The 21,245-nt window shown below is 47.1% G+C and carries 19 protein-coding genes and 1 riboswitch; all 19 genes read left to right on the forward strand.

From position 1 onward, the window contains the following. Positions 1–244 precede the first annotated feature (244 nt). The 19 genes from RUW00_RS01695 to pyrP all read left to right on the forward strand — a co-directional run bounded on the left by RUW00_RS01695 (position 245) and on the right by pyrP (position 21,242). A complete protein-coding gene (locus RUW00_RS01695; protein ID WP_280145082.1) occupies positions 245–4,540 on the forward strand; it encodes a S8 family peptidase in 4,296 nt (1,431 codons plus the stop codon). A gap of 215 nt (positions 4,541–4,755) precedes the next feature. Continuing rightward, positions 4,756–5,685, forward strand: a complete 930-nt coding sequence (spoIIGA, locus tag RUW00_RS01700) for a sigma-E processing peptidase SpoIIGA (RefSeq protein WP_014417723.1) — start codon at positions 4,756–4,758, stop codon at positions 5,683–5,685. 57 nt (positions 5,686–5,742) lie between these two features. After that, the gene (gene sigE / locus RUW00_RS01705; protein ID WP_007409714.1) at positions 5,743–6,462 is read left to right on the forward strand and encodes an RNA polymerase sporulation sigma factor SigE; all 720 of its coding nucleotides are present in this window, start codon (positions 5,743–5,745) and stop codon (positions 6,460–6,462) included. 140 nt (positions 6,463–6,602) lie between these two features. Beyond that, complete coding sequence (gene sigG / locus RUW00_RS01710) at positions 6,603–7,385, forward strand: RNA polymerase sporulation sigma factor SigG (RefSeq protein ID WP_003154420.1); 783 nt, start codon at positions 6,603–6,605, stop codon at positions 7,383–7,385. Positions 7,386–7,513: 128 nt separating this feature from the next. Continuing rightward, positions 7,514–8,311: an ABC transporter ATP-binding protein gene (locus RUW00_RS01715; protein ID WP_007611292.1), complete on the forward strand. Its 798-nt coding sequence runs from the start codon at positions 7,514–7,516 to the stop codon at positions 8,309–8,311. Positions 8,312–8,315: 4 nt separating this feature from the next. Next, a riboswitch (TPP riboswitch) is annotated at positions 8,316–8,420 on the forward strand. A gap of 74 nt (positions 8,421–8,494) precedes the next feature. Next, positions 8,495–9,775: an acetylornithine deacetylase gene (locus RUW00_RS01720; RefSeq protein ID WP_095271906.1), complete on the forward strand. Its 1,281-nt coding sequence runs from the start codon at positions 8,495–8,497 to the stop codon at positions 9,773–9,775. Between the two features lie 60 nt (positions 9,776–9,835). Further along, positions 9,836–10,087 carry a YlmC/YmxH family sporulation protein gene (locus RUW00_RS01725; RefSeq protein WP_003154415.1) on the forward strand — a complete coding sequence of 84 codons (252 nt, stop codon included), beginning with the start codon at positions 9,836–9,838 and terminating at the stop codon, positions 10,085–10,087. Between the two features lie 154 nt (positions 10,088–10,241). Next, on the forward strand, positions 10,242–11,078 hold the full coding sequence (pgeF, locus tag RUW00_RS01730) for a peptidoglycan editing factor PgeF (protein WP_255247554.1): 837 nt from the start codon (positions 10,242–10,244) through the stop codon (positions 11,076–11,078). Between the two features lie 4 nt (positions 11,079–11,082). Beyond that, positions 11,083–11,775 (forward strand): YggS family pyridoxal phosphate-dependent enzyme, encoded by a 693-nt coding sequence (locus tag RUW00_RS01735; protein ID WP_012117511.1) that lies wholly within the window; start codon positions 11,083–11,085, stop codon positions 11,773–11,775. Next, on the forward strand, positions 11,772–12,230 hold the full coding sequence (gene sepF / locus RUW00_RS01740; protein ID WP_007409719.1) for a cell division protein SepF: 459 nt from the start codon (positions 11,772–11,774) through the stop codon (positions 12,228–12,230). Before RUW00_RS01735 ends, sepF begins: the two co-directional genes overlap by 4 nt. Positions 12,231–12,236: 6 nt before the next feature. Continuing rightward, positions 12,237–12,515 carry a YggT family protein gene (locus RUW00_RS01745; RefSeq protein ID WP_003154408.1) on the forward strand — a complete coding sequence of 93 codons (279 nt, stop codon included), beginning with the start codon at positions 12,237–12,239 and terminating at the stop codon, positions 12,513–12,515. A 61-nt stretch (positions 12,516–12,576) separates the two neighbouring features. Beyond that, on the forward strand, positions 12,577–13,347 hold the full coding sequence (locus RUW00_RS01750; protein WP_025649480.1) for a YlmH family RNA-binding protein: 771 nt from the start codon (positions 12,577–12,579) through the stop codon (positions 13,345–13,347). A gap of 94 nt (positions 13,348–13,441) precedes the next feature. Next, on the forward strand, positions 13,442–13,936 hold the full coding sequence (gene divIVA / locus RUW00_RS01755; protein ID WP_003154406.1) for a septum site-determining protein DivIVA: 495 nt from the start codon (positions 13,442–13,444) through the stop codon (positions 13,934–13,936). 341 nt (positions 13,937–14,277) lie between these two features. After that, the gene (ileS, locus tag RUW00_RS01760; protein ID WP_280145083.1) at positions 14,278–17,043 is read left to right on the forward strand and encodes an isoleucine--tRNA ligase; all 2,766 of its coding nucleotides are present in this window, start codon (positions 14,278–14,280) and stop codon (positions 17,041–17,043) included. A 149-nt stretch (positions 17,044–17,192) separates the two neighbouring features. Next, a complete protein-coding gene (locus RUW00_RS01765) occupies positions 17,193–17,564 on the forward strand; it encodes a TraR/DksA family transcriptional regulator (RefSeq protein WP_003154399.1) in 372 nt (123 codons plus the stop codon). Between the two features lie 101 nt (positions 17,565–17,665). After that, entirely contained in the window at positions 17,666–18,127 is a 462-nt protein-coding gene (gene lspA / locus RUW00_RS01770) for a signal peptidase II (RefSeq protein WP_014417726.1), read from the forward strand. Position 18,128: 1 nt separating this feature from the next. Beyond that, positions 18,129–19,043, forward strand: coding sequence for an RluA family pseudouridine synthase (locus RUW00_RS01775; protein ID WP_280145084.1), 915 nt, complete (start codon positions 18,129–18,131; stop codon positions 19,041–19,043). A gap of 188 nt (positions 19,044–19,231) precedes the next feature. Then, entirely contained in the window at positions 19,232–19,777 is a 546-nt protein-coding gene (gene pyrR / locus RUW00_RS01780; RefSeq protein ID WP_003154392.1) for a bifunctional pyrimidine operon transcriptional regulator/uracil phosphoribosyltransferase, read from the forward strand. A 154-nt stretch (positions 19,778–19,931) separates the two neighbouring features. Next, positions 19,932–21,242, forward strand: a complete 1,311-nt coding sequence (pyrP, locus tag RUW00_RS01785; RefSeq protein ID WP_007409727.1) for a uracil permease PyrP — start codon at positions 19,932–19,934, stop codon at positions 21,240–21,242. Positions 21,243–21,245 lie beyond the last annotated feature (3 nt).

Genomic DNA, 21,245 nt, shown 5'->3' on the forward strand with positions numbered 1-21,245 from the left:
TGTCCTTTTTCTTTTTTGTGCCAGTCTTCCTTCCTACCCCCATGATCTATACGGTGAAAAAAGCAACTTTATACCTATGACGAATTGATTGTTTTTTAGTTTCATACTGCTTTCTACAGAATGTGACAATATCTGGATGGAAGATTGTCTACATTTAACGTACAGCATCGAAATGACAAACGATTCCAATTATGAAGGAGGGATACACATTTTATAGGGCGTTACCAAATAAGGGGGGATACGATTGAAGAAAAAAACGAGAAACAGATGGACAGGCTCCGTTTTAAGCGCGATTGTCGTCAGTTCCCTGTTGTTTCCGGGTGCAGCCGGAGCGAACAGCGCACCGGGAGCAGTTTCTTTCACCAAAGATCTTTCTTCCTCTAAGAGCATTCAGCATAAGATTTCCGATTCAGTCAAGAAGCGTTTTGAAAAAAATGATAAAGTCACGTTTCTTATCAAATTTCAAGAGAAAGCCAATACGAAAAAAGCGGTCAAAGAAGCAGAAAAAAACGCCAAGTCCCAATCGCTTTCCGCAGCAAAAACCGAATATCAAAAGCGGTCAGCCGTCGTTTCTTCTTTAAAACTGGCGGCTCATGATGCGCAGCAGAATCTGAAAACATATTTGGAAAAACAAAAAAAGAAAGGCAAGGCTGATCACATCCATTCCTATTATATTGTTAACGGAATGGCAGTCACTGCTTCGAAAGAGGTAATGGAAAAAGCCGCCTCATTTCCTGAAGTAGAAAAAGTTCTTCCGAATGAAAAACGTCAGCTTACTCAACGACAATCAAAAGCTCCTTTTCAAATGAAGAAAAAACAAAAAGAGATCAAAGCAAAGGAAGGCATCGAATGGAATATCAGCCAAATTGATGCGCCGCAGGCCTGGGCCTCAGGATACGACGGAACCGGCACGGTTGTCGCCTCCATTGATACGGGAGTTCAGTGGGATCATCCGGCGCTTAAGGAAAAATACCGGGGTTACGATCCTGCAAATCCCGCAGCGCCGAATCATGAAATGAACTGGTATGATGCCGTGTCCCATAAAGACGCTCCCTACGATGATCTTGAACACGGCACTCATGTAACAGGGACCATGACGGGTTCAGAACCTGACGGCTCAAATCAAATCGGTGTGGCTCCGGGGGCGAAATGGATCGCAGTAAAAGCATTTTCAGATGACGGAGGAACCGATGCCGATATTTTGGATGCCGGTGAATGGGTGCTCGCGCCTAAAGATAAAAACGGCACGCCGCATCCCGAGATGGCGCCGGATGTTGTTAATAATTCCTGGGCAGGCGGTTCGGGAATGGACGAGTGGTACCGCGATATGGTGAATGCGTGGAGAGCGGCAGGGATTTTTCCGGAATTCTCTGCGGGAAATGAAGACTTATTTACACCGGGAGGACCGGGTTCAATCGCAAATCCGGCCAATTATCCTGAAGCATTTGCGACAGGTGCGACTGACATCGACAAGAAACTCGCTGATTTCTCACTTCAAGGCCCCTCACCGTATCATGAAACAAAACCGGACATTTCGGCTCCGGGAGTGAATATCCGTTCTTCGATTCCTGGAGGAACATACGAAGGCGGCTGGGACGGAACTTCAATGGCCGGGCCCCATGTGGCGGCGACGGCGGCTTTGTTAAGGCAGGCGAACGCCTCTATTACGGTCGATGAAATGGAAGACGTTTTGACGCGCACCGCGGAAAAGCTGACAGATTCCGTTTTTCCGGAATCACCGAATAACGGTTACGGCCACGGTCTCGTTAACGCTTTTGATGCCGTTTCTGCCGTAACGGACGGAATCGGAAGCGTAGAAGGCAAGGTCTCTTCTGCGGGCGAAGACCACAATCCGCCCAGCTTTCATCATGAACCGGTCTCAGTGGCTTACAAAGGGGCAAACCTTCCGTTAACGGTTACAGCAGAAGACGATGTAAGCGTAACTGAAGTCATCCTTTCCTATCAGTTTGATGAAGGAGAGTGGAAAACGACAGCCGCCGTTCAAAAAAGCGGTGATGAAAAAAAGGGAACATACCAGGCGGAAATTCCGGATGTAACGGGAAGCAAGATAAGTTATAAATGGACCATAAAAGATTTCGGAGGTCATTCTGTAGAATCTGATACGTACCGGGCTGACGTGAAACCGAGCATTACGGCGGGATACAAAGAGGATTTTGAATCACAGCCGGCGGGCTGGTCCAGTTACGGGACACATGACCAATGGGAATGGGGTACCCCGGGTTCAGGGCCCGGCACCGCATTTTCCGGAGATAAAGTGTATGCGACGAATCTGTCCGGCCCTTATGCCGATTCAGCCAACATGAATTTGGTGATGCCTCCGATTCAAGTTCCGGAAACAGGACGGCTGTTTTTGCAATTTAAAAGCTGGCACAAGCTCGAAGAATTTTTTGATTACGGGTATGTGTTCGTTCTGCCGGAAGGAAAATCAAATTGGGAGCAGGCGGCCGTTTACAATGGTGACTCCGCAGGATGGAACGATGAAGAGGCTGATTTATCTGCGTATAAAGGCCAAAACATAAAGCTCATGTTTAATATGCAGTCAGACGAAGTACTGAATGAAAACGGATGGTATATCGATGATGTCCGGCTTTCAAGCAGCCCTCTCGGCAAGGCGGCCAAAAAAAATAAACACAAAAGACAAACACCTCCCGGCCACCTGAAGAAAAAAGCCGTCAGTCCGAAACAGGCCAAACCGGCAGTGAAATCACCCGGAAAAAGAGTGAAACGTGAAACAAACCTCCTGCCGCTCAGAGCGCAAATCAGTGTCTCCGAGACGGGGAAATCCGTATATTCCGACCCTGCAAGCGGAAGCTACAACCTGTCACATAAGGCGGGAAGCTATACGCTGAAAGCCGAGGCTTACGGATTTAAGTCCGCTTCGAAACAAGTTTCTATTCAATCAGACAAAACCGCACAGGCAGACTTTACACTGGAGCAAATGCCGTCCGGCACGCTAAAAGGAACCATCACCAATCAGTCAACAGGTAAACCGGTAAAAGGGGCTGCGCTTTATGTGGCTGAGGATGCCGCAATTAAACCGGCGGTGACAAACGATAAAGGGGAATATTCGCTTAAGGCGTACGAAGGCTCCTACACAATCAAAGTAGCGGCAAAAGGCTTTTACAATAGCGAATTTTCTGTTGACATCAAAGGGGATGCTGAAAAAAACGTCAAGCTTAAGCCGTATATCGGTTATGAAGGGGAAATTGCCTATGATAACGGGACAGAAGAAGCCGCGCTGTCATATTTTAAAGCCGGCAGCAAATCTGCCGTTAAGATGACGCTTAAAGACGGAAAAGAACACGGTATGCTGACGGGAGGCCTTTTTAAATTTTGGGGCGCAGACTGGCCTGATCCGGGAGGTACCGAATTTCAAGCAGAAGTATATGATGCATCCGGCCCTGATGGAGCTCCGGGCAGCAAAATTGCCGGCCCGTTCCAAGCTGAAGCGCTTCGAAACGGAGAATGGACCAAAGTGGATCTCAGCTCAAAAGGAATCGAGGTCGGAAAGGATTTTTATCTTGTGTTCCGCCAGACGAAACCCGATCCTTATACACCTGCCCTGTCATCTGATGACGGCAGTCCGTACTCGAACAGAAACTGGCAATACCTCGACGGCCGCTGGTCAAAAGCCGATAAATCAGACGGAAACTATATGATCAGAGCTTTGGTCGACTACGAAGCTTCTGTGCCTGACATAACGTCGCCTGAAGATCAGTCATTTACAAACAAGAAGTCAATCACGGTGAAGGGAACGGCTTCACCAAAAACCGCTGTCCGTCTTACCAATAACGGTAAAACCGCCGCAGAAACGAAAGCAGATGCAGACGGCAATTTCCAGGCTGATGTCACACTCACTAAAGATGCCAATCGGCTGACAGCGGCATCTGTGACAGACAGCGGGTCAACCGATGAGTCACGCCCTGTCACGGTTATACTAGATGAGGATAAGCCGGATGTGACGATTGACAGTCCGGCAAACGGTGATAAAACAAATAAAGAAGCAGTGACTGTAAAAGGAAAAGTGCACGACGCCCATTTAAAATGGGTAAAGGTGAACGGAAAAAAAGCTGAAGTAAATAACGGTTCTTATCAAGCGAGAACCCTTCTGGAAAACGGCAGCAATGAGATCAAGGTCACGGCCTCAGATGAAGCGGGTAACAAAACAACGAAAAAGACGGTAATCGATGTCAATTACAATGCTCCCGTCATTTCCGGATTGGTTCCCGGAGCGGATAAGGAATTAAAAGCCGGAGAATCAGTGAAAATCGCTTTTTCAAGCGGAAAGAAATTAGACGCTTCCTTCGTGATCCGTCTGCCTCTGACAAACGCCCGGGCAGGGAGCCAAAACGCAACAGAGCTTCCGCTGAGAGAAATTTCTCCGGGACGATATGAGGGTTACTGGACGGCGACTTCTTCCATCAAAGCAAGCGGAGCAAAAATTGACGTTATCGCAAGAGATGACTACGGAAATGAAACGAGACAGACGGCTAAAGGAAAACTTTATATCAATGAGTAAAACAGAGCGCTGCCAAATCACGGCAGCGCTTTTTTAGTTGAAGGGGACAATAGGAAATCAACCCTTTCGGCCCTCGACAAATAAAACGGTTATCCCTTAAAAATTGTACTTTACCCTCAACATTAATTGACAGACTTTCCCACAGAGCTTGCTTTATACTTATGAAACAAGAGAGAGAAACAGATAAGTAAGACAAAAGTGGAAAGGGGTCAGATGTGAAAATCTATCTGGATGTCATTTGGCTGTTGAACTTTTGTTTTGATTCTCTTTTGCTTTTATTGACCGCCTTTATTTTAAAACGCCAGGTGAAAAAAAGAAGAGTGGCCGCCGGCGGTTTCATCGGGTCAGCCATTGTGCTTCTGATGTTTACGCCTGTTTCTCCCTTTGTGGAGCATCCGGCGGGAAAAATGGCGTTTTCAGTAGTCATCGTGCTTACGGCTTTTGGCTTTAAACGGTTCCGATACTTTTTTCAAAATTTGTTCGCCTTTTATTTCGCGACTTTTCTCGTCGGCGGGGGAATGATCGGCGTACATTCCCTGCTGCAGACAGAATCAATTGTGCAGCAAGGCGTAATGGTCACAAGCCAGACCGGATTCGGCGACCCGATCAGCTGGATGTTTGTAGTTATCGGATTTCCGGCCATATGGTTTTTTTCGAAAAAGAGAATTGAAGACATCGAGACGAAGTCCATTCAGTACGATGAACTTGTCATGGTGCAGGCGGAATTCAGCGGACAGACAATCCGCGCGAAAGGATTGGTGGATTCCGGGAATCAGCTGTATGATCCGCTGACGAAAACGCCGGTCATGATCCTTTGCATTGACAAATTCGCTCCGATTCTCAGCGAAAAGGAAACGGACCTCATCAAATCCGCCAGTCCGCTTGAAGTGATAGAGCAGCTTGATGATTCGTTCCGCCATGCGGATAAGCTGAGGCTGATTCCGTACAGGGGCGTCGGCCAGGACAATCAATTTTTACTCTGTTTAAAGCCGGATTACGTCACGATTTTAACAAAAGACGAAATGATCGCTTGTGAAAAATGCCTGATCGGCATCAGCACGAAACCATTATCCGCGGACGGTGAATTTGACGGAATCGTTCATCCGAAGATGCTGACAGGGAAGGCTGTAAAACATGTTTCCTGACGAAAAGTCTGTTATTCATCATACTCAAAATGCATTGTATTTAGAAGGGGGAGGAAGATGAAAAAACTTAAGCTGCGTCTGACATATTTGTGGTATAAATGGCTGATGAAACTCGGACTGAAAAGCGATGAAGTATATTACATAGGAGGAAGCGAGGCGTTGCCGCCGCCTTTGTCTAAAGAAGAGGAGCAGGTGCTCTTATTAAAGCTGCCGAGCGGGGATCAGGCGGCGCGGGCCATCCTGATTGAGAGAAACTTACGTCTTGTCGTTTACATTGCCCGCAAATTCGAAAACACCGGCATCAATATCGAGGACTTAATCAGCATCGGCACCATCGGTTTGATCAAAGCGGTAAACACTTTTAATCCGGAAAAGAAAATCAAACTCGCCACCTACGCGTCGCGATGTATCGAAAACGAAATTTTAATGTACTTGCGCCGTAACAACAAAATCCGTTCAGAGGTATCATTTGATGAACCGCTGAACATTGATTGGGACGGAAACGAACTGCTGCTTTCGGATGTGCTCGGCACAGATGATGATATTATTACAAAAGACATTGAAGCCAATGTGGATAAAAAACTTCTGAAAAAAGCGCTTGAGCAATTAAACGAAAGAGAAAAGCAGATTATGGAACTGCGTTTCGGGCTTGTCGGAGAAGAAGAAAAAACACAAAAAGATGTAGCCGACATGATGGGGATTTCACAATCTTATATCTCCCGGCTCGAAAAGCGGATTATCAAAAGACTGAGAAAAGAGTTTAACAAAATGGTGTAAAATTTTTTCCATCTGACAGCCCTTACTGCTGCAAGGATTGCCGCAGCCGGATGTTTATTTCTGTAAAATGGCGGTGCATATTTTTCCCACCCGAGGAGATACTTAACGTTGTACAGCAGCTCCTAGTGGGAGGGAAAAACGTGTCAAGAAATAAAGTCGAAATTTGCGGGGTGGATACCTCCAAATTACCGGTGCTCAAGAATGAAGAGATGAGAAAGCTGTTTAGGCAATTACAGGATGAGGGCGATGATTCAGCGAGGGAAAAGCTTGTAAACGGCAATCTGCGCCTTGTCTTAAGCGTCATTCAGAGGTTTAACAACAGAGGAGAGTATGTTGATGACTTATTTCAGGTCGGCTGCATCGGACTAATGAAATCCATTGATAATTTTGACCTAAGCCATAATGTTAAGTTTTCAACATACGCTGTACCGATGATCATCGGAGAAATCCGCAGATATTTGCGGGATAATAATCCGATCCGCGTCTCGAGGTCGCTTCGCGATATCGCATATAAAGCGCTTCAAGTAAGAGAGCGGTTAATCAGTGAGACAAGCAGGGAGCCGACAGCAGAGGAAATCGCCAAAGTTCTTGAAGTGCCCCATGAAGAAATTGTGTTTGCCCTTGACGCCATCCAGGATCCGGTTTCACTGTTTGAGCCGATTTATAATGACGGCGGCGATCCGATTTACGTGATGGACCAGATCAGCGATGAGCGCAACAAGGATACACAATGGATTGAGGAGCTGGCTCTGAAAGAAGGCATGAGAAGACTGAACGAACGGGAAAAAATGATTTTGCGAAAGCGCTTTTTCCAAGGGAAAACCCAAATGGAAGTCGCTGAAGAAATCGGCATATCCCAAGCTCAGGTCTCAAGGCTTGAAAAGGCAGCCATTAAACAAATGAATAAGAATATCCATCAATAACGGAAAAAGCCTTTAAACCTTGTTTAAAGGCTTTTTTCATGCGATGGTTTACGTTTGCAAAGAAGTGATGTATTCTAATGTGTAAAAGTTTTTAGAAAATTTAAATAAAGTAAACGGGGGAAACTGCAATGATTTTACAGCTGGACAGTGTGTCATTAAAAAGAAACGGGAAATGGATTTTGAAAGATATCAACTGGCGCGTCGAGAAAAACGAAAATTGGGTGCTGTACGGATTAAACGGAGCCGGGAAAACGGCTTTGCTGAATATGTTATGCTCTTATTACTTCCCCACTTCAGGAGAGATGCAGGTGCTCGGCCATCAATTCGGCAAAACAGAGCTCGGTGACAGGCTCAGAAGGAAAATCGGCCTTGTTTCGGCAGGTCTTCAGCACAAATTATATGCCGCGGACTCCGCTTTTGAAATCGCCCTCAGCGGCGCGTACGCCTCAATCGGGCTGTACGAAACTCCGAGTGAGCAAGTAAGGGAAAAAGCGATCGGTCTTCTGAAGGATTTGGGCGCCATCGGTTACGCCGACAGACGGTATGAAACATTATCACAAGGGGAAAGACAAAGAGCGCTGATTGCGCGGGCGCTTATGGCTGATCCGGAACTGCTGATTTTGGACGAACCCGTGACGGGTCTTGATTTTATGGCAAGGGAGCAGCTGCTGGACACGATTACGTCGATCGCCGAAAAAGAAAATGCGCCGTCCATCCTTTATGTCACCCATCACGCTGAAGAAATTCTGCCGGTATTTGATCAGGCGCTTCTTTTAAAACAGGGCGAGGTGTTCGCCTCCGGGAAAATCAGGGACATGCTTTCTGACGAGCGGCTTACAGCGTTTTTCGATATGCCTGTCAATGTCTTATGGAACAATGGCCGCCCGTTTTTAACACGTGCAAAAGAGGCATCATCCGTAAAATAACATATATTCACCCTGGGGGTGCTGCCACGCGGCTGAGAGAGACGTTGTCTCAACCCTTAACGGACCTGATCCGGATCATGCCGGCGGAGGGAAGCGGTGAAAAAGCGGAGGAAGATCCGTTTTTTACCCGTTTCATTTCATGAATGAACGGGTTTTTTGATACAGCCAAAGGGGAGATTTCCAATGCATCAGATTGATATGCTGTTACACCAGGCGGAGAAACGGCGGCACGACTTAATACATATTGCTGAAAGATTGATAGCCTTTCCCACTCCGGCCCCGCCAGCAAGAAATACGGCAGAAGCCCAAAAGTGGGTGGCCGGCTTTTTAAAAGAAACGGGCTGCTCGGTCGATATGTGGGATGTGTATCCGGAAGACCCGAATGTAGTCGGTGTTTTAAAAGGGACAGATTCAAGCAGGCATCAAAGCCTGATTTTAAACGGACACATTGATGTGGCAGAAGCCGGGGGCGAAGACTGGCACTCTGATCCTTTTCAGCCGCTCGTAAAAGACGGCATGCTGATCGGAAGGGGCGCCGCTGATATGAAAGGGGGATTGGCGTGTGTTCTTTTCTCTCTGAAGCTGATCCATGATGCCGGCATTAAGCTTCCGGGCGACCTCATTGTACAGTCTGTAATCGGAGAAGAAGTCGGTGAGGCGGGGACGCTGGAATGCTGCAAACACGGCTATCACGCGGATTTTGCGGTTGTCGCGGATACGAGCAGCCTGCATATTCAAGGGCAGGGCGGTGTCATCACCGGCTGGATAGAATTGAAAAGCAAACAAACATTTCATGACGGCATGAGGCGCAATATGATTCATGCAGGCGGAGGCACATTCGGAGCGAGCGCCATCGAAAAAATGGCGAAAATCATTGCTGCCTTGGGAGAGCTGGAGCGCCACTGGGCGGTAACGAAAAGCTATCCCGGCTTTGCGCCCGGCACCAATACGATCAACCCCGCCGTCATTGAAGGCGGAAGACACGCAGCGTTTGTCGCCGATGAATGCCGTTTATGGATCACCGTCCACTTTTATCCGAACGAAACGCACGAACAAGCAGCCGCAGAAATCGAAGACTATGTTAATCGTGTCGCTGACAGTGATCTGTGGCTCAAAGAAAACAGGCCGGTGTTCAAATGGGGCGGATCTTCGATGATTGAAGACAGAGGAGAGGTGTTCCCGGCGCTGGAAATCGACCCGGACCATCCGGCAGTTTCTGTCTTGGCTGCATCACACTCAGCCGTCAAAAAACAGGAGCCCGTCATTGATGTTTCCCAAACCGTAACAGACGGAGGGTGGCTTTATCATGCCGGGATTCCGAGCGTCATATACGGCCCCGGCGATTTAAAAAACGCCCACTCCGTAAACGAGGAAGTGTCCGTTGATGAGCTTATGGACTATACGAAAATCATGCTGAGATTTATCCTCGGCTGGTGCAGCCGCAAAAAAGATTGCCCGATGTGACAAGGTTCAGCCCGGCCGTTCATATAATAGGAAAAAGAACGGGCAAAGGGCGTGATACGGATGATCAGCATATCTGAATTTCAAATAAAAGATGTGGTAAACGTGTCGAACGGAAAAAAACTCGGAAGCATCGGTGATATTGATATTAACGTGACAACGGGAAAAATTCAGGCGATTATTTTAGGCGGAAGCGGAAAAGTTCTCGGTTTTTTCGGAAAAGAAGAGGAAATGATCATTCCTTGGCGAAATATAGTTAAAATTGGGGAAGATGTCATCTTAGTGCGTGTAAACGAACCAAAGGGGGGAGCGTAATCCTCCCTTCACTTGTAAAAAGCCGGAAATCTCAATGTTTCCGGCACATTTATTTATCTCATTTTTCAATCAGCCGCTAAACGTATGCTTAAAATTGTGTTAAAATGAGTGGGAAATTACGCTTTTTTAATGTTTGTCGAAAGGTTGGATCTCCATGAATACATATCACCCGTTTAGTCTTACCACCCCCTCGGCACTCATGATAGAAGACTGGAACTGTGTGAATCAGCTTAACACAAAGGTCATCGCCGGATTCACGACGAAAAACGGCGGGGTCAGCAATCCTCCGTATGAGTCATTAAATACCGGATTGCACGTCCGGGACGAGGCTCATGATGTTGTGACAAACCGTGAAGTCATAGCGTCCTTATGCGGTACTGATCTGGATTCCTGGGTGTTCGCCGACCAGACACATGAAAACCGCGTCCGGCGCGTGACAGCCGGGGATAAAGGAAAAGGAGCGAGAGACTATTCTTCCGCATTCCGCGGGACGGACGGGCTCTACACGAAAGATGCGAATCTTTTTTTGGCCCTTTGTTTTGCGGACTGTGTGCCCTTGTATTTTTATGACCCGGTGCAATCCATTATCGGCGCTGCCCATGCCGGATGGAAGGGGACGGTCAAACAAATCGGACGCATCATGACGGAACGCTGGGTAAACGAAGAAGGCTCCCGTTTAACAGATATTCAGGCTGTCATCGGTCCGTCCATCAGCGCGGGAAGCTATACAGTCGACGACCGCGTCATCAATGAAGTGCGGGCGCTGCCTTTTACGGCTGAATCCGCCATATGCGAAACGGAAAAAGGCCAGTATCAGCTTGATTTAAAAGAGGTCAACCGTCTTCTTCTGATACATTGCGGCATTCCGGAAGAAAACATTTCAGTCAGCGGTTTATGCACTGAACGAGAGCGTGAACTATTCTTTTCACACCGCCGCGACAAAGGGAAAACGGGACGCATGATGTCCTTTATCGGAATGAAGGAGGCGTAAGATCTTGCGTGTTGCTGATCAATTACGACATATAAACGAAAGAATAAACGAAGCATGTAACAGATCGGGCCGAAGCCCCGAAGATGTTACCGTCATCGCGGTTACAAAATACGTATCAGCCGAAAGGGCTCAAGAGGCCGTTGATGCCGGTATTACAAGTCTGGGAGAAAACCGGGATGCCGAGCTTATCCATAAGCAGGAAGTCATCAAAGGCAGCCCGGAGTGGCACTTTATCGGCAGTCTTCAGTCCAGAAAGGTGAAGGCCGTCGTTGACCGTGTATCTTATATCCATTCCTTAGACAGACTGTCATTGGCAAAAGAGATTGAAAAACGGGCGCAGCATGCGGTTCGCTGTTTTGTGCAGGTGAATACTTCGCTTGAGCCGTCAAAGCACGGTTTGAAAACAGAGGAGGTCATCCCCTTTATCAGAGAGCTTTCTGAGTTTAGAAACATTTCTGTAGAGGGCCTGATGACGATGGCTCCCCTGACAGACGATACAGAAACGATCAGAGCCTGCTTCCGGCAATTGCGTGATCTGAGGGATCAGGTGCAAAAACTGAATCAGACAAACGCACCGTGCCGGGAACTGTCAATGGGCATGTCAAATGATTATGAAATCGCTGTTGAAGAGGGCGCAACTTTTATCAGAATCGGCTCTTCATTAGTCGGAAATGAACCGGGGGGTGTAAACAAATGAGCATGAAAAATAAACTGAAAAACTTTTTCTCAATGGATGAGGAGGAGTACGAGTACGAATACATTGAAACGGAGCAGGATCATCCGGAAGAGCATGAACAGCAGAAAGATAAACAGCCTGCTTACGCTCAGAAGCCGCAGGGCAAGCAGAACGTAGTAAGCTTGCAAAGTGTTCAGAAATCCTCTAAAGTGGTGTTGAGTGAACCGCGTGTATATGCGGAAGCACAGGAAATCGCCGATCATTTAAAGAACAGGCGGGCGGTTGTCGTCAATCTGCAGCGCATCCAGCATGATCAGGCGAAAAGAATCGTCGACTTTTTAAGCGGTACCGTCTACGCCATCGGCGGCGACATTCAGAGAATCGGTTCAGATATTTTTCTGTGCACGCCTGATAATGTCGACGTTTCCGGCACGATTTCGGAGCTTATAAATGAAGACGAACATCAGAGGTGGTAAAGCAGGATGATTCTTTATCAAATTTTTTCCGTTCTGAGTTATTTAATTTACATCTACTCGTTTGCCCTGATCATCTATATCTTTATGTCATGGGTGCCGAGTACGAGAGAAACGGCGGTCGGACGGTTTCTCGCAGCGATTTGCGAACCGTATTTAGAGCCGTTCAGAAGGATCATTCCGCCCATTGCCATGCTGGATATATCCCCGATTGTAGCGATTATCGTGCTTCGGTTTGCCACGACGGGACTTTGGGGCCTATACCGCATGATCGCAATGTATACTTGAATGCGACAGTTTGATACGGGCTTGGCACCAGCCAAGCCTCTTTACATAGAAAGGAAAGAACATGAGCGATATTTACCAGCACTTCAGACAAGACGAGCGGCCTTTTATTGATCAGGCGCTTGAATGGAAACAGATTGTCCTGGACCAGTATCGGATGAAGCTGACTGATTTCTTAGATCCCAGAGAACAGGTGATTGTAAAAGCCGTTATCGGCGACGCCTGCGGTCTTGCGTTTTTCGGAGGATATGACAGAGCTGAGCGCAAACGCGCGATTTTATACCCTGAATATATGGAACCTGAACAGGATGATTTTGAGCTTCGGGCTTTTGACGTTCAATACGCTGAAAAATTCGTCAGCATTGACCACCGCTCTCTTCTCGGATCATTAATGGGGATCGGCTTAAAGCGGCAGAAATACGGCGATCTGATTTTCTCAGAGGAAGCCGTGCAGCTCATCGTCTCCGGTGAAATCGCCGATTTTGTCAGCACTCAGCTGACCAAAGCGGGCAAAGCGCCGGTAAAGCTTGAGAAAATCGAGCTTTCCGCTCTTCACATTCCCGCTTCAGATGTCGAAATAAGGGATGACACGGTTTCTTCATTGCGTCTCGACGCCGTCTGCGCTTCAATGAGCAGGCAATCCCGTCAGAAAGCGCAGGCGCTTGTGAAAAACGGCCTCGTTAAGGTGAATTGGAAAGCCATTGAAGATCCGTCTTTTCAGGTTGCTGAAGGGGACATGCTCTCGATTCGCGGCTTCGGACGATGCAGTTTGGCAAAAGTTGACGGAAAAACGAAAAAAGACAAATGGAAAGTTACATTTGAACGGCAAAAATAAGTCGTTTTTTCAGTTTTTTTCTCCATCTGTGCCGTATTTGTTTTATAATGTGAACTAGATAACCGTACTGAAATGTAAAAATGGAGGTGGCAATATGCCATTAACGCCGAATGATATCCATAACAAAACGTTTACAAAAGGTTTTCGCGGATATGATGAAGATGAAGTAAATGAATTTTTAATGCAGGTCAGAAAAGATTACGAAATCGCACTCCGTAAAAAAACGGAGCTTGAGGCGAAAGTGAACGAGCTGGACGAAAAAATCGGCCACTTTGCCAATATCGAAGAAACGCTGAATAAATCAATTCTCGTAGCCCAGGAAGCCGCAGAAGACGTAAAGCGCAACTCGCAGAAAGAAGCGAAGCTGATCGTCCGTGAAGCAGAAAAAAATGCTGATCGCATCATCAATGAGTCGCTTTCCAAATCAAGAAAAATCGCAATGGAAATTGAAGAGCTGAAAAAACAGTCTAAAGTCTTCAGAACACGTTTCCAAATGCTGATTGAGGCGCAGCTCGACCTGCTGAAGAACGATGATTGGGATCATCTGCTGGAATATGAAGTCGACGCGGTTTTTGAGGAAAAAGAATAATTTTCTGATTTTCTTGACATTCTCCGGCCCGTTCGAATATAATACGTTCATAAATTCAGATGAAAAGACGATTGAAAGGGACCGGCATGACTCAAAACAGGCTATAAAGCGACCCGGGGAAGGTGAAAGCCCGGGATGGCCGGAATCATGCAGATCAGCCCTTTAGTTTCCTTTCTGAACCGAGAGTAGGATAGGACGTTCCATCACGTTACGATGTTCGAGAGGAAAAGACGGATGATCCGTTTTTTCTAAAAGGGTGGTACCGCGAGATAAGCTTTCTCGTCCCTTATGGGATGAGAGGGCTTTTTTTATTTTCTGAAAAATGTTGTGGAGGAATGAAAATGGATTACAAAGATACGCTGTTAATGCCGAAAACAGATTTTCCGATGCGCGGAAATCTGCCGAATCGTGAGCCGGACATGCAAAAAGACTGGGAGGAGCAGGACATTTACCGTCTTGTTCAAGAACGGACGAAAGACCGCCCGAAATTCGTGCTGCATGACGGACCTCCTTATGCAAACGGAGACATCCACATGGGCCATGCCCTGAACAAAATCCTGAAAGACTTCATCGTCCGCTATAAATCAATGAGCGGCTACAACGCACCGTACGTGCCGGGCTGGGATACGCACGGACTGCCGATTGAAACGGCGCTGACGAAAAACAAAAAGGTCAACCGCAAAGAAATGTCAGTAGCGGAATTCCGCAAACTATGCGAAGAGTACGCTTGGAAGCAAATCGAGGGACAGCGTGAGCAATTCAAACGTCTTGGTGTCCGCGGTGACTGGGAAAACCCATACGTGACATTAAAACCGGAATACGAAGCGCAGCAAATCCGCGTATTTGGTGAAATGGCAAAACGAGGCTACATTTACAAAGGCCTTAAACCGGTTAACTGGTCACCTTCAAGTGAGTCTGCTCTGGCTGAAGCCGAGATCGAATATCAAGACAAACGTTCAGCATCTATTTACGTCGCTTTTGGTGTAAAAGACGGAAAAGGCGTTCTTGAAAACGGCGAGCGCATCATCATTTGGACAACAACGCCTTGGACAATTCCGGCGAACCTCGGAATCTCAGTGCACCCTGATCTTGAGTACAGCTTGATTGCAGTAGGTGAAGACCGCTTTGTCGTAGCAAGTGCCTTAGTCGAAAATGTTGCATCAGCATGCGGATTTGATCAGTATGAAGTGACAAGAACGGTCAAAGGAAAAGACCTTGAGAACATTATCGCTGAACACCCGCTATATGGCAGAGACTCTCTCGTTATGCTTGGTGAACACGTAACAACTGATGCCGGAACAGGCTGTGTTCATACAGCGCCAGGACATGGGGAAGATGACTTTATCATTGGCCAAAAATACGGTTTAGATGTGCTTTGCCCGGTCGATGAAAAAGGTGTAATGACTAGCGAAGCTCCTGGGTTTGAAGGCATGTTCTATGATGATGCAAACAAAGCGATCACACAGCAGCTCGATGAAAAAGGCGCACTTGTGAAGCTTGAATTCATTACTCACTCTTATCCGCATGATTGGAGAACAAAAAAACCAACCATTTTCAGAGCGACAGCGCAATGGTTTGCGTCTATTAAAGATTTCAGATCAGACCTGCTGGATGCCATTAAAGAAACCAAATGGGTTCCTGAATGGGGTGAGCAGCGTTTGCACAACATGGTTCGGGACCGCGGAGACTGGTGTATTTCCAGACAGCGTGCGTGGGGTGTGCCGATTCCGGTATTTTACGCTGAAAACGGAGAACCGATTATTACAGATGAAACCATTGAACATGTTTCTGAATTGTTCAGACAGCACGGATCAAACATTTGGTTTGAAAAAGAAGCAAAGGATCTTCTTCCGGAAGGCTTTACGCATCCTGGCAGCCCGAACGGCACATTTACAAAAGAACAGGATATCATGGATGTTTGGTTTGATTCAGGCTCTTCACATCAAGCAGTGCTTGAAGAACGTGATGACCTCGTTCGCCCGGCTGATTTATACCTAGAGGGATCTGACCAATATCGCGGCTGGTTTAACTCTTCTCTTTCTACAGCAGTAGCCGTAACAGGAAAAGCGCCGTATAAAGGTGTGCTCAGCCATGGGTTCGCACTGGATGGAGAAGGACGCAAGATGAGTAAATCAATCGGTAACGTTGTTGTTCCGGCTAAAGTCATGAAACAGCTTGGTGCCGACATCTTAAGATTATGGGTATCGTCAGTGGATTATCAGGCGGACGTTCGCGTGTCTGACGCCATTCTGAAGCAGGTTGCGGAAGTATACCGGAAAGTCCGCAACACGTTCCGCTTCCTTCACGGCAACCTGTTCGATTTCAATCCAAGCGTCAATGCCGTGGATGTAAAAGATCTCCGCGAAGTGGATCAATATATGCTGGTCAAGCTGAATAAGCTGATTGATAAGGTGAAAAAAGCGTACGATGAATATGAATTTGCGGTTGTTTATCACAGCATTCACAATTTCTGTACGATCGAGCTCAGCTCCTTCTATCTTGATTTTGCAAAAGATGTTGTGTACATCGAGCATGCGGATCATCCGGACCGCCGCAGCATGCAGACCGTCTTTTATGAAACGCTGCTGGCGTTAGTGAAGCTGACGGCGCCGATTCTCCCGCATACGGCGGATGAAATGTGGTCTCACTTATCATTTGTTGAAGAAGCAAGCGTGCAGCTGACAGATATGCCGGAAACCATTGCAGTTCCGGACAGTCAAGCGACAGAAGAAAAATTCGACCGCTTCATGGAGCTTCGAAACGACGTGCTGAAAGCTTTGGAAACAGCCCGTAACGAAAAAATTATCGGAAGATCATTGGAAGCGAGCCTGACTTTGTATCCGAACAAAGAAAACCGCGACCTCTTGTCATCCATTAAAGAAAATATCGCGCAGCTGTTTATCGTCTCAGAACTGACAGTAAAAGACGAAAGTGAAGCGCCTGAAAACGCGCAAAGTTTCACAACAGGAAAAATGACCGTAGAAAAAGCGGAAGGCCAGATGTGTGAACGTTCCCGCGTCATTTCTAAAGATGTCGGAGCCAATCCGAAATATCCGACATTATCACTGCGCAATGCGGAAATCGTTGAAAAATATTATCAAAAATAATAAATGGGAAAGCGCCCGGTGTCAGCCGGGCGCTTTTTTACATGCCAGCAATGTCATCGATTAGAACGACAGGAAAAATCTTATGGGCTTCAAATGGCACTCTGGGGGCAACAATAAAGCCATAACATCAAGAGCAGGAGTTGTGATGAATGAATGATCAACTGACCGCAATCCACACGGAGCTTCTCATGATGAAAGAAGAACTTCAATCAAGATTATTCGAATATTCTTGCTTTCAAATGTCAGCATCTGTTGAACCTTCAATGAACGACCAAGAAGCAACTCTGATCTATCATATAAAAGAAGAACTTCAGGACGTTCTTCTTGCCCTGTCTAAGTTTGAAAACAATACGTACGGTTATTGTGAAAAAACAGGCGCCCCCATTCCGATTGAAAAACTTGCGGTGTTGCCGACGGCCAGAACCGCTGATGATTTTTATTATCCCGCTCAATTTGAAAAGAAAACCCTTCCATATTGGGAACCCGGAGATTATGCATATGATCAGGCGCTGTATGAGTGACAGCGTCTGTTTGCATGCGCTTATGATCTGCCTTTACTCTGGCATCTTTTACTGATAAAATTCATAAAGGATAAAAGTAACTGTATACTGGAGGAACGTGTGTGCTTTATTATCTTATCGCTCTTTTTATTATTATTGCCGACCAATTGACCAAATGGCTTGTCGTCAGCCATATGGAATTGGGACAAAGCATACCTGTCATCAATCAGGTGCTTTATATCACATCTCATCGCAACACGGGAGCGGCGTGGGGGATTTTAGCCGGCCAAATGTGGTTTTTCTACGTCATTACCATCGCCGTGATTATCGGAATCGTTTATTACATACAGCGTTATGCAAAAGGGCAGATGTTACTCGGAATTTCTCTCGGCTTAATGCTGGGCGGTGCGGCCGGAAACTTTATTGACCGGGCGGCGCGCCAGGAAGTGGTGGATTTTATTCATGTCATCATCGTGGATTATCACTATCCGATTTTTAATATCGCGGACTCCTCACTGTGCGTCGGTGTAATACTTTTATTTATTCATATGCTGTTTGACAGCGGGAAAAAGAAGGAGCAATAACATGAATCAATTTGAGATAACCGTTCAGCCTGAACAAAAGAGCGAACGGATTGATAAATTTTTGGCTTCAACGGGAGAAAACTGGTCACGCACTCAAGTACAGCAATGGGTAAAAGAGGGACTGGTATCTGTTAACGGCAAATCCGTAAAAGCGAATTATAAAATGCAGCCCGGCGATCAGGTAAACGTCACCATTCCTGAACCGGAAGAATTGGACGTGCTTGCAGAGCCGATGGATTTGGACATTTACTATGAGGATCAGGACGTCTTGGTTGTGAACAAACCGCGGGGCATGGTTGTACACCCGGCGCCCGGCCATGTGACAGGGACGCTTGTAAACGGACTGATGGCTCACTGCAACGACCTTTCCGGCATTAACGGCGTCATGCGCCCGGGAATCGTCCACCGGATTGATAAAGATACTTCCGGTCTGTTAATGGTCGCTAAAAACGATATGGCGCATGAATCACTCGTTAATCAGCTTGTCAATAAAACCGTGACCAGAAAGTACACAGCGGTTGTCCACGGGTTGATTTCACATGATGACGGAACGATTGACGCTCCGATCGGAAGAGATAAAAAAGACCGTCAAAGCATGACCGTAACAAGAGAAAGCAGCAAAAACGCCGTCACGCATTTCCACGTGCTTGAGCGTTTTCAAGATTTCACGCTCGTAGAGTGCCGTCTTGAGACCGGAAGAACGCATCAGATCCGTGTTCATATGAAATATATCGGGTTTCCTTTGGCAGGCGATCCGAAATACGGACCGAGAAAAACCGTTGATTTTAACGGTCAGGCGCTTCATGCCGGAATATTAGGTTTTGATCATCCCCGGACGGGCGAATACATGGAGTTTGAAGCGCCCCTTCCTGAAGATATGAAAAAACTCATTGAAGATTTAAGAAATAGCCATTGACAGCGAGTTTCTTTTCTGAAATAATAAAAACAAGCTGAATAGATTCTTTAACACAGTCCAGAGAGGCTGAGAAGGATAACGGATAGGACAGAAGAGATACACGTGTGTCTTCGTCCTGGAAAGGAACCCCTCTATGCTCTGGCAGGAGGGGTTTTTTCTTCTTATATACGAATGGAGAGGTGTCACGAGTGAATCAAAAAGCTGTTATTCTCGACGAACAGGCCATCAGAAGGGCGCTCACAAGGATAGCCCATGAAATGATCGAACGGAATAAAGGAATGAATGACTGCATTCTTGTAGGGATTAAAACAAGAGGCATTTATTTAGCAAAGCGGCTGGCCGAGCGGATCGAACAGATTGAAGGGAATCCGGTCACCGTCGGGGAAATCGATATCACCCTTTACCGTGACGATCTCACGAAAAAAACGAGCAATGAAGAGCCGCTTGTAAAAGGCGCGGACATTCCGGCCGATATCACAGACCAAAAGGTCATTGTGGTTGATGATGTGCTTTATACCGGCCGGACGGTGAGAGCTGCGATGGATGCCCTCGTTGATGTCGGGCGGCCGTCATCGATACAGCTTGCCGTGCTTGTCGACAGAGGGCACCGGGAACTGCCGATCAGAGCGGACTATATCGGGAAAAACATTCCGACCTCAAAAGCTGAAAAAGTGATGGTTCAGCTGAGCGAAGTTGATCAGACTGATATGGTCGCCATTTATGAAAATGAATAATCACCCTTTTTAAATGCATTCCAGAGAGTTTGCAAAGAGGATTTTAAAACACAAAGCCGGGCGGATCGACGCGGCCGGGTTTTGTATGCCTCTTTGCGCAAAAAGCAAAGAGGTTTTTTTATACCATTTGAAAGTCAACCGGGAGGAAAACGCCATGAGTAAGAAAAAAGTAAACCTGGGAGTCAGGGACGTCCCCAATCCATTGTCCTGGCTGTCATTCAGCCTGCAGCATTTATTCGCCATGTTCGGCTCAACCATACTCGTGCCGAAACTGGTCGGAATGAGCCCGGCAGTGGCGCTTGTCACAAGCGGAATCGGGACACTCGCCTATCTCTTGGTGACAAAAGGCCAGATTCCCGCTTATCTCGGCTCATCATTCGCCTTTATATCACCGATTATCTTGGTGAAGGCGACGGGAGGGCCGGGGGCTGCCATGGTCGGCGCTTTCCTGGCGGGAATTGTGTACGGCCTGATCGCACTTCTCATCAGGCAGCTTGGAACGGGGTGGCTGATGAAGCTGCTGCCCCCGGTGGTCGTCGGGCCGGTCATCATCGTCATCGGCCTCGGACTGGCAAGCACAGCCGTCAATATGGCAATGTATGCTGATCCGAATGCGAAGGAACTCGTCTACAGCCTGAAACATTTCAGTGTAGCCGGCGTCACTTTGGCAATCACCATTATCTGCGCCATCTTTTTACGAGGATTTTTAAGCCTGATTCCGGTATTGATCGGCATTATAGGCGGATATCTGTTTGCGCTGACACAGGGTATCGTCAATTTTCAGCCGGTCATTGATGCAAAGTGGTTCGCCGTTCCTGAATTTATCATCCCTTTCAAAGACTATACGCCGTCAGTGACATTGGGCATTGCGGCTGCGATGGTGCCGGTCGCTTTCGTGACGATGTCAGAACATATCGGCCACCAAATGGTGCTGAGTAAAGTCGTCGGACAGGATTTCATTAAAAAGCCGGGACTGCACCGCTCCATAATGGGGGACAGCGTAGCGACGATTATCGCTTCGTTAATCGGCGGCCCGCCGACGACAACATACGGCGAAAACATCGGCGTCCTGGCAATTACGAGAGTTTTCAGCGTCTTTGTCATCGGCGGCGCGGGAGTGATTGCGCTGTGCTTCGGATTTATCGGAAAAGTATCAGCGCTGATCAGTTCTGTTCCGTCCGCGGTTATGGGAGGTGTTTCCTTCCTGCTCTTCGGAATTATCGCCTCCAGCGGTTTAAGAATGCTGATTGACAACAACATTGATTATGAAAACAAGAGAAATTTAATTATCACATCCGTCATCCTCGTGATCGGCGTCGGAGGGGCTTTTATTCAAGTATCAAAAGGCGGGTTCCAAATATCCGGCATGGCGCTTGCGGCAATCGTCGGAGTCATCCTGAACCTTATCCTGCCGCATGCAAATGAAGAAGACGCGATTGCATCAGAAAAACAAAATCATATGTAAAAC

Source organism: Bacillus sp. IS1 (assembly GCF_032461585.1).
GTDB classification, from domain to species: domain Bacteria; phylum Bacillota; class Bacilli; order Bacillales; family Bacillaceae; genus Bacillus; species Bacillus velezensis.

What these genes read in the sequence shown, in the direction of transcription:
- ileS (WP_280145083.1), top strand. Translation starts at nt 14,278, where the DNA reads ATGGATTACAAAGATACGCTGTTAATGCCGAAAACAGATTTTCCGATG.
- sigE (WP_007409714.1), top strand. Translation starts at nt 5,743, where the DNA reads ATGAAAAAACTTAAGCTGCGTCTGACATATTTGTGGTATAAATGGCTG.
- RUW00_RS01750 (WP_025649480.1), top strand. Translation starts at nt 12,577, where the DNA reads ATGAGCGATATTTACCAGCACTTCAGACAAGACGAGCGGCCTTTTATT.
- RUW00_RS01715 (WP_007611292.1), top strand. Translation starts at nt 7,514, where the DNA reads ATGATTTTACAGCTGGACAGTGTGTCATTAAAAAGAAACGGGAAATGG.
- sepF (WP_007409719.1), top strand. Translation starts at nt 11,772, where the DNA reads ATGAGCATGAAAAATAAACTGAAAAACTTTTTCTCAATGGATGAGGAG.
- pyrP (WP_007409727.1), top strand. Translation starts at nt 19,932, where the DNA reads ATGAGTAAGAAAAAAGTAAACCTGGGAGTCAGGGACGTCCCCAATCCA.
- RUW00_RS01765 (WP_003154399.1), top strand. Translation starts at nt 17,193, where the DNA reads ATGAATGATCAACTGACCGCAATCCACACGGAGCTTCTCATGATGAAA.
- RUW00_RS01745 (WP_003154408.1), top strand. Translation starts at nt 12,237, where the DNA reads ATGATTCTTTATCAAATTTTTTCCGTTCTGAGTTATTTAATTTACATC.
- divIVA (WP_003154406.1), top strand. Translation starts at nt 13,442, where the DNA reads ATGCCATTAACGCCGAATGATATCCATAACAAAACGTTTACAAAAGGT.
- RUW00_RS01725 (WP_003154415.1), top strand. Translation starts at nt 9,836, where the DNA reads ATGATCAGCATATCTGAATTTCAAATAAAAGATGTGGTAAACGTGTCG.
- RUW00_RS01720 (WP_095271906.1), top strand. Translation starts at nt 8,495, where the DNA reads ATGCATCAGATTGATATGCTGTTACACCAGGCGGAGAAACGGCGGCAC.
- RUW00_RS01775 (WP_280145084.1), top strand. Translation starts at nt 18,129, where the DNA reads ATGAATCAATTTGAGATAACCGTTCAGCCTGAACAAAAGAGCGAACGG.
- pgeF (WP_255247554.1), top strand. Translation starts at nt 10,242, where the DNA reads ATGAATACATATCACCCGTTTAGTCTTACCACCCCCTCGGCACTCATG.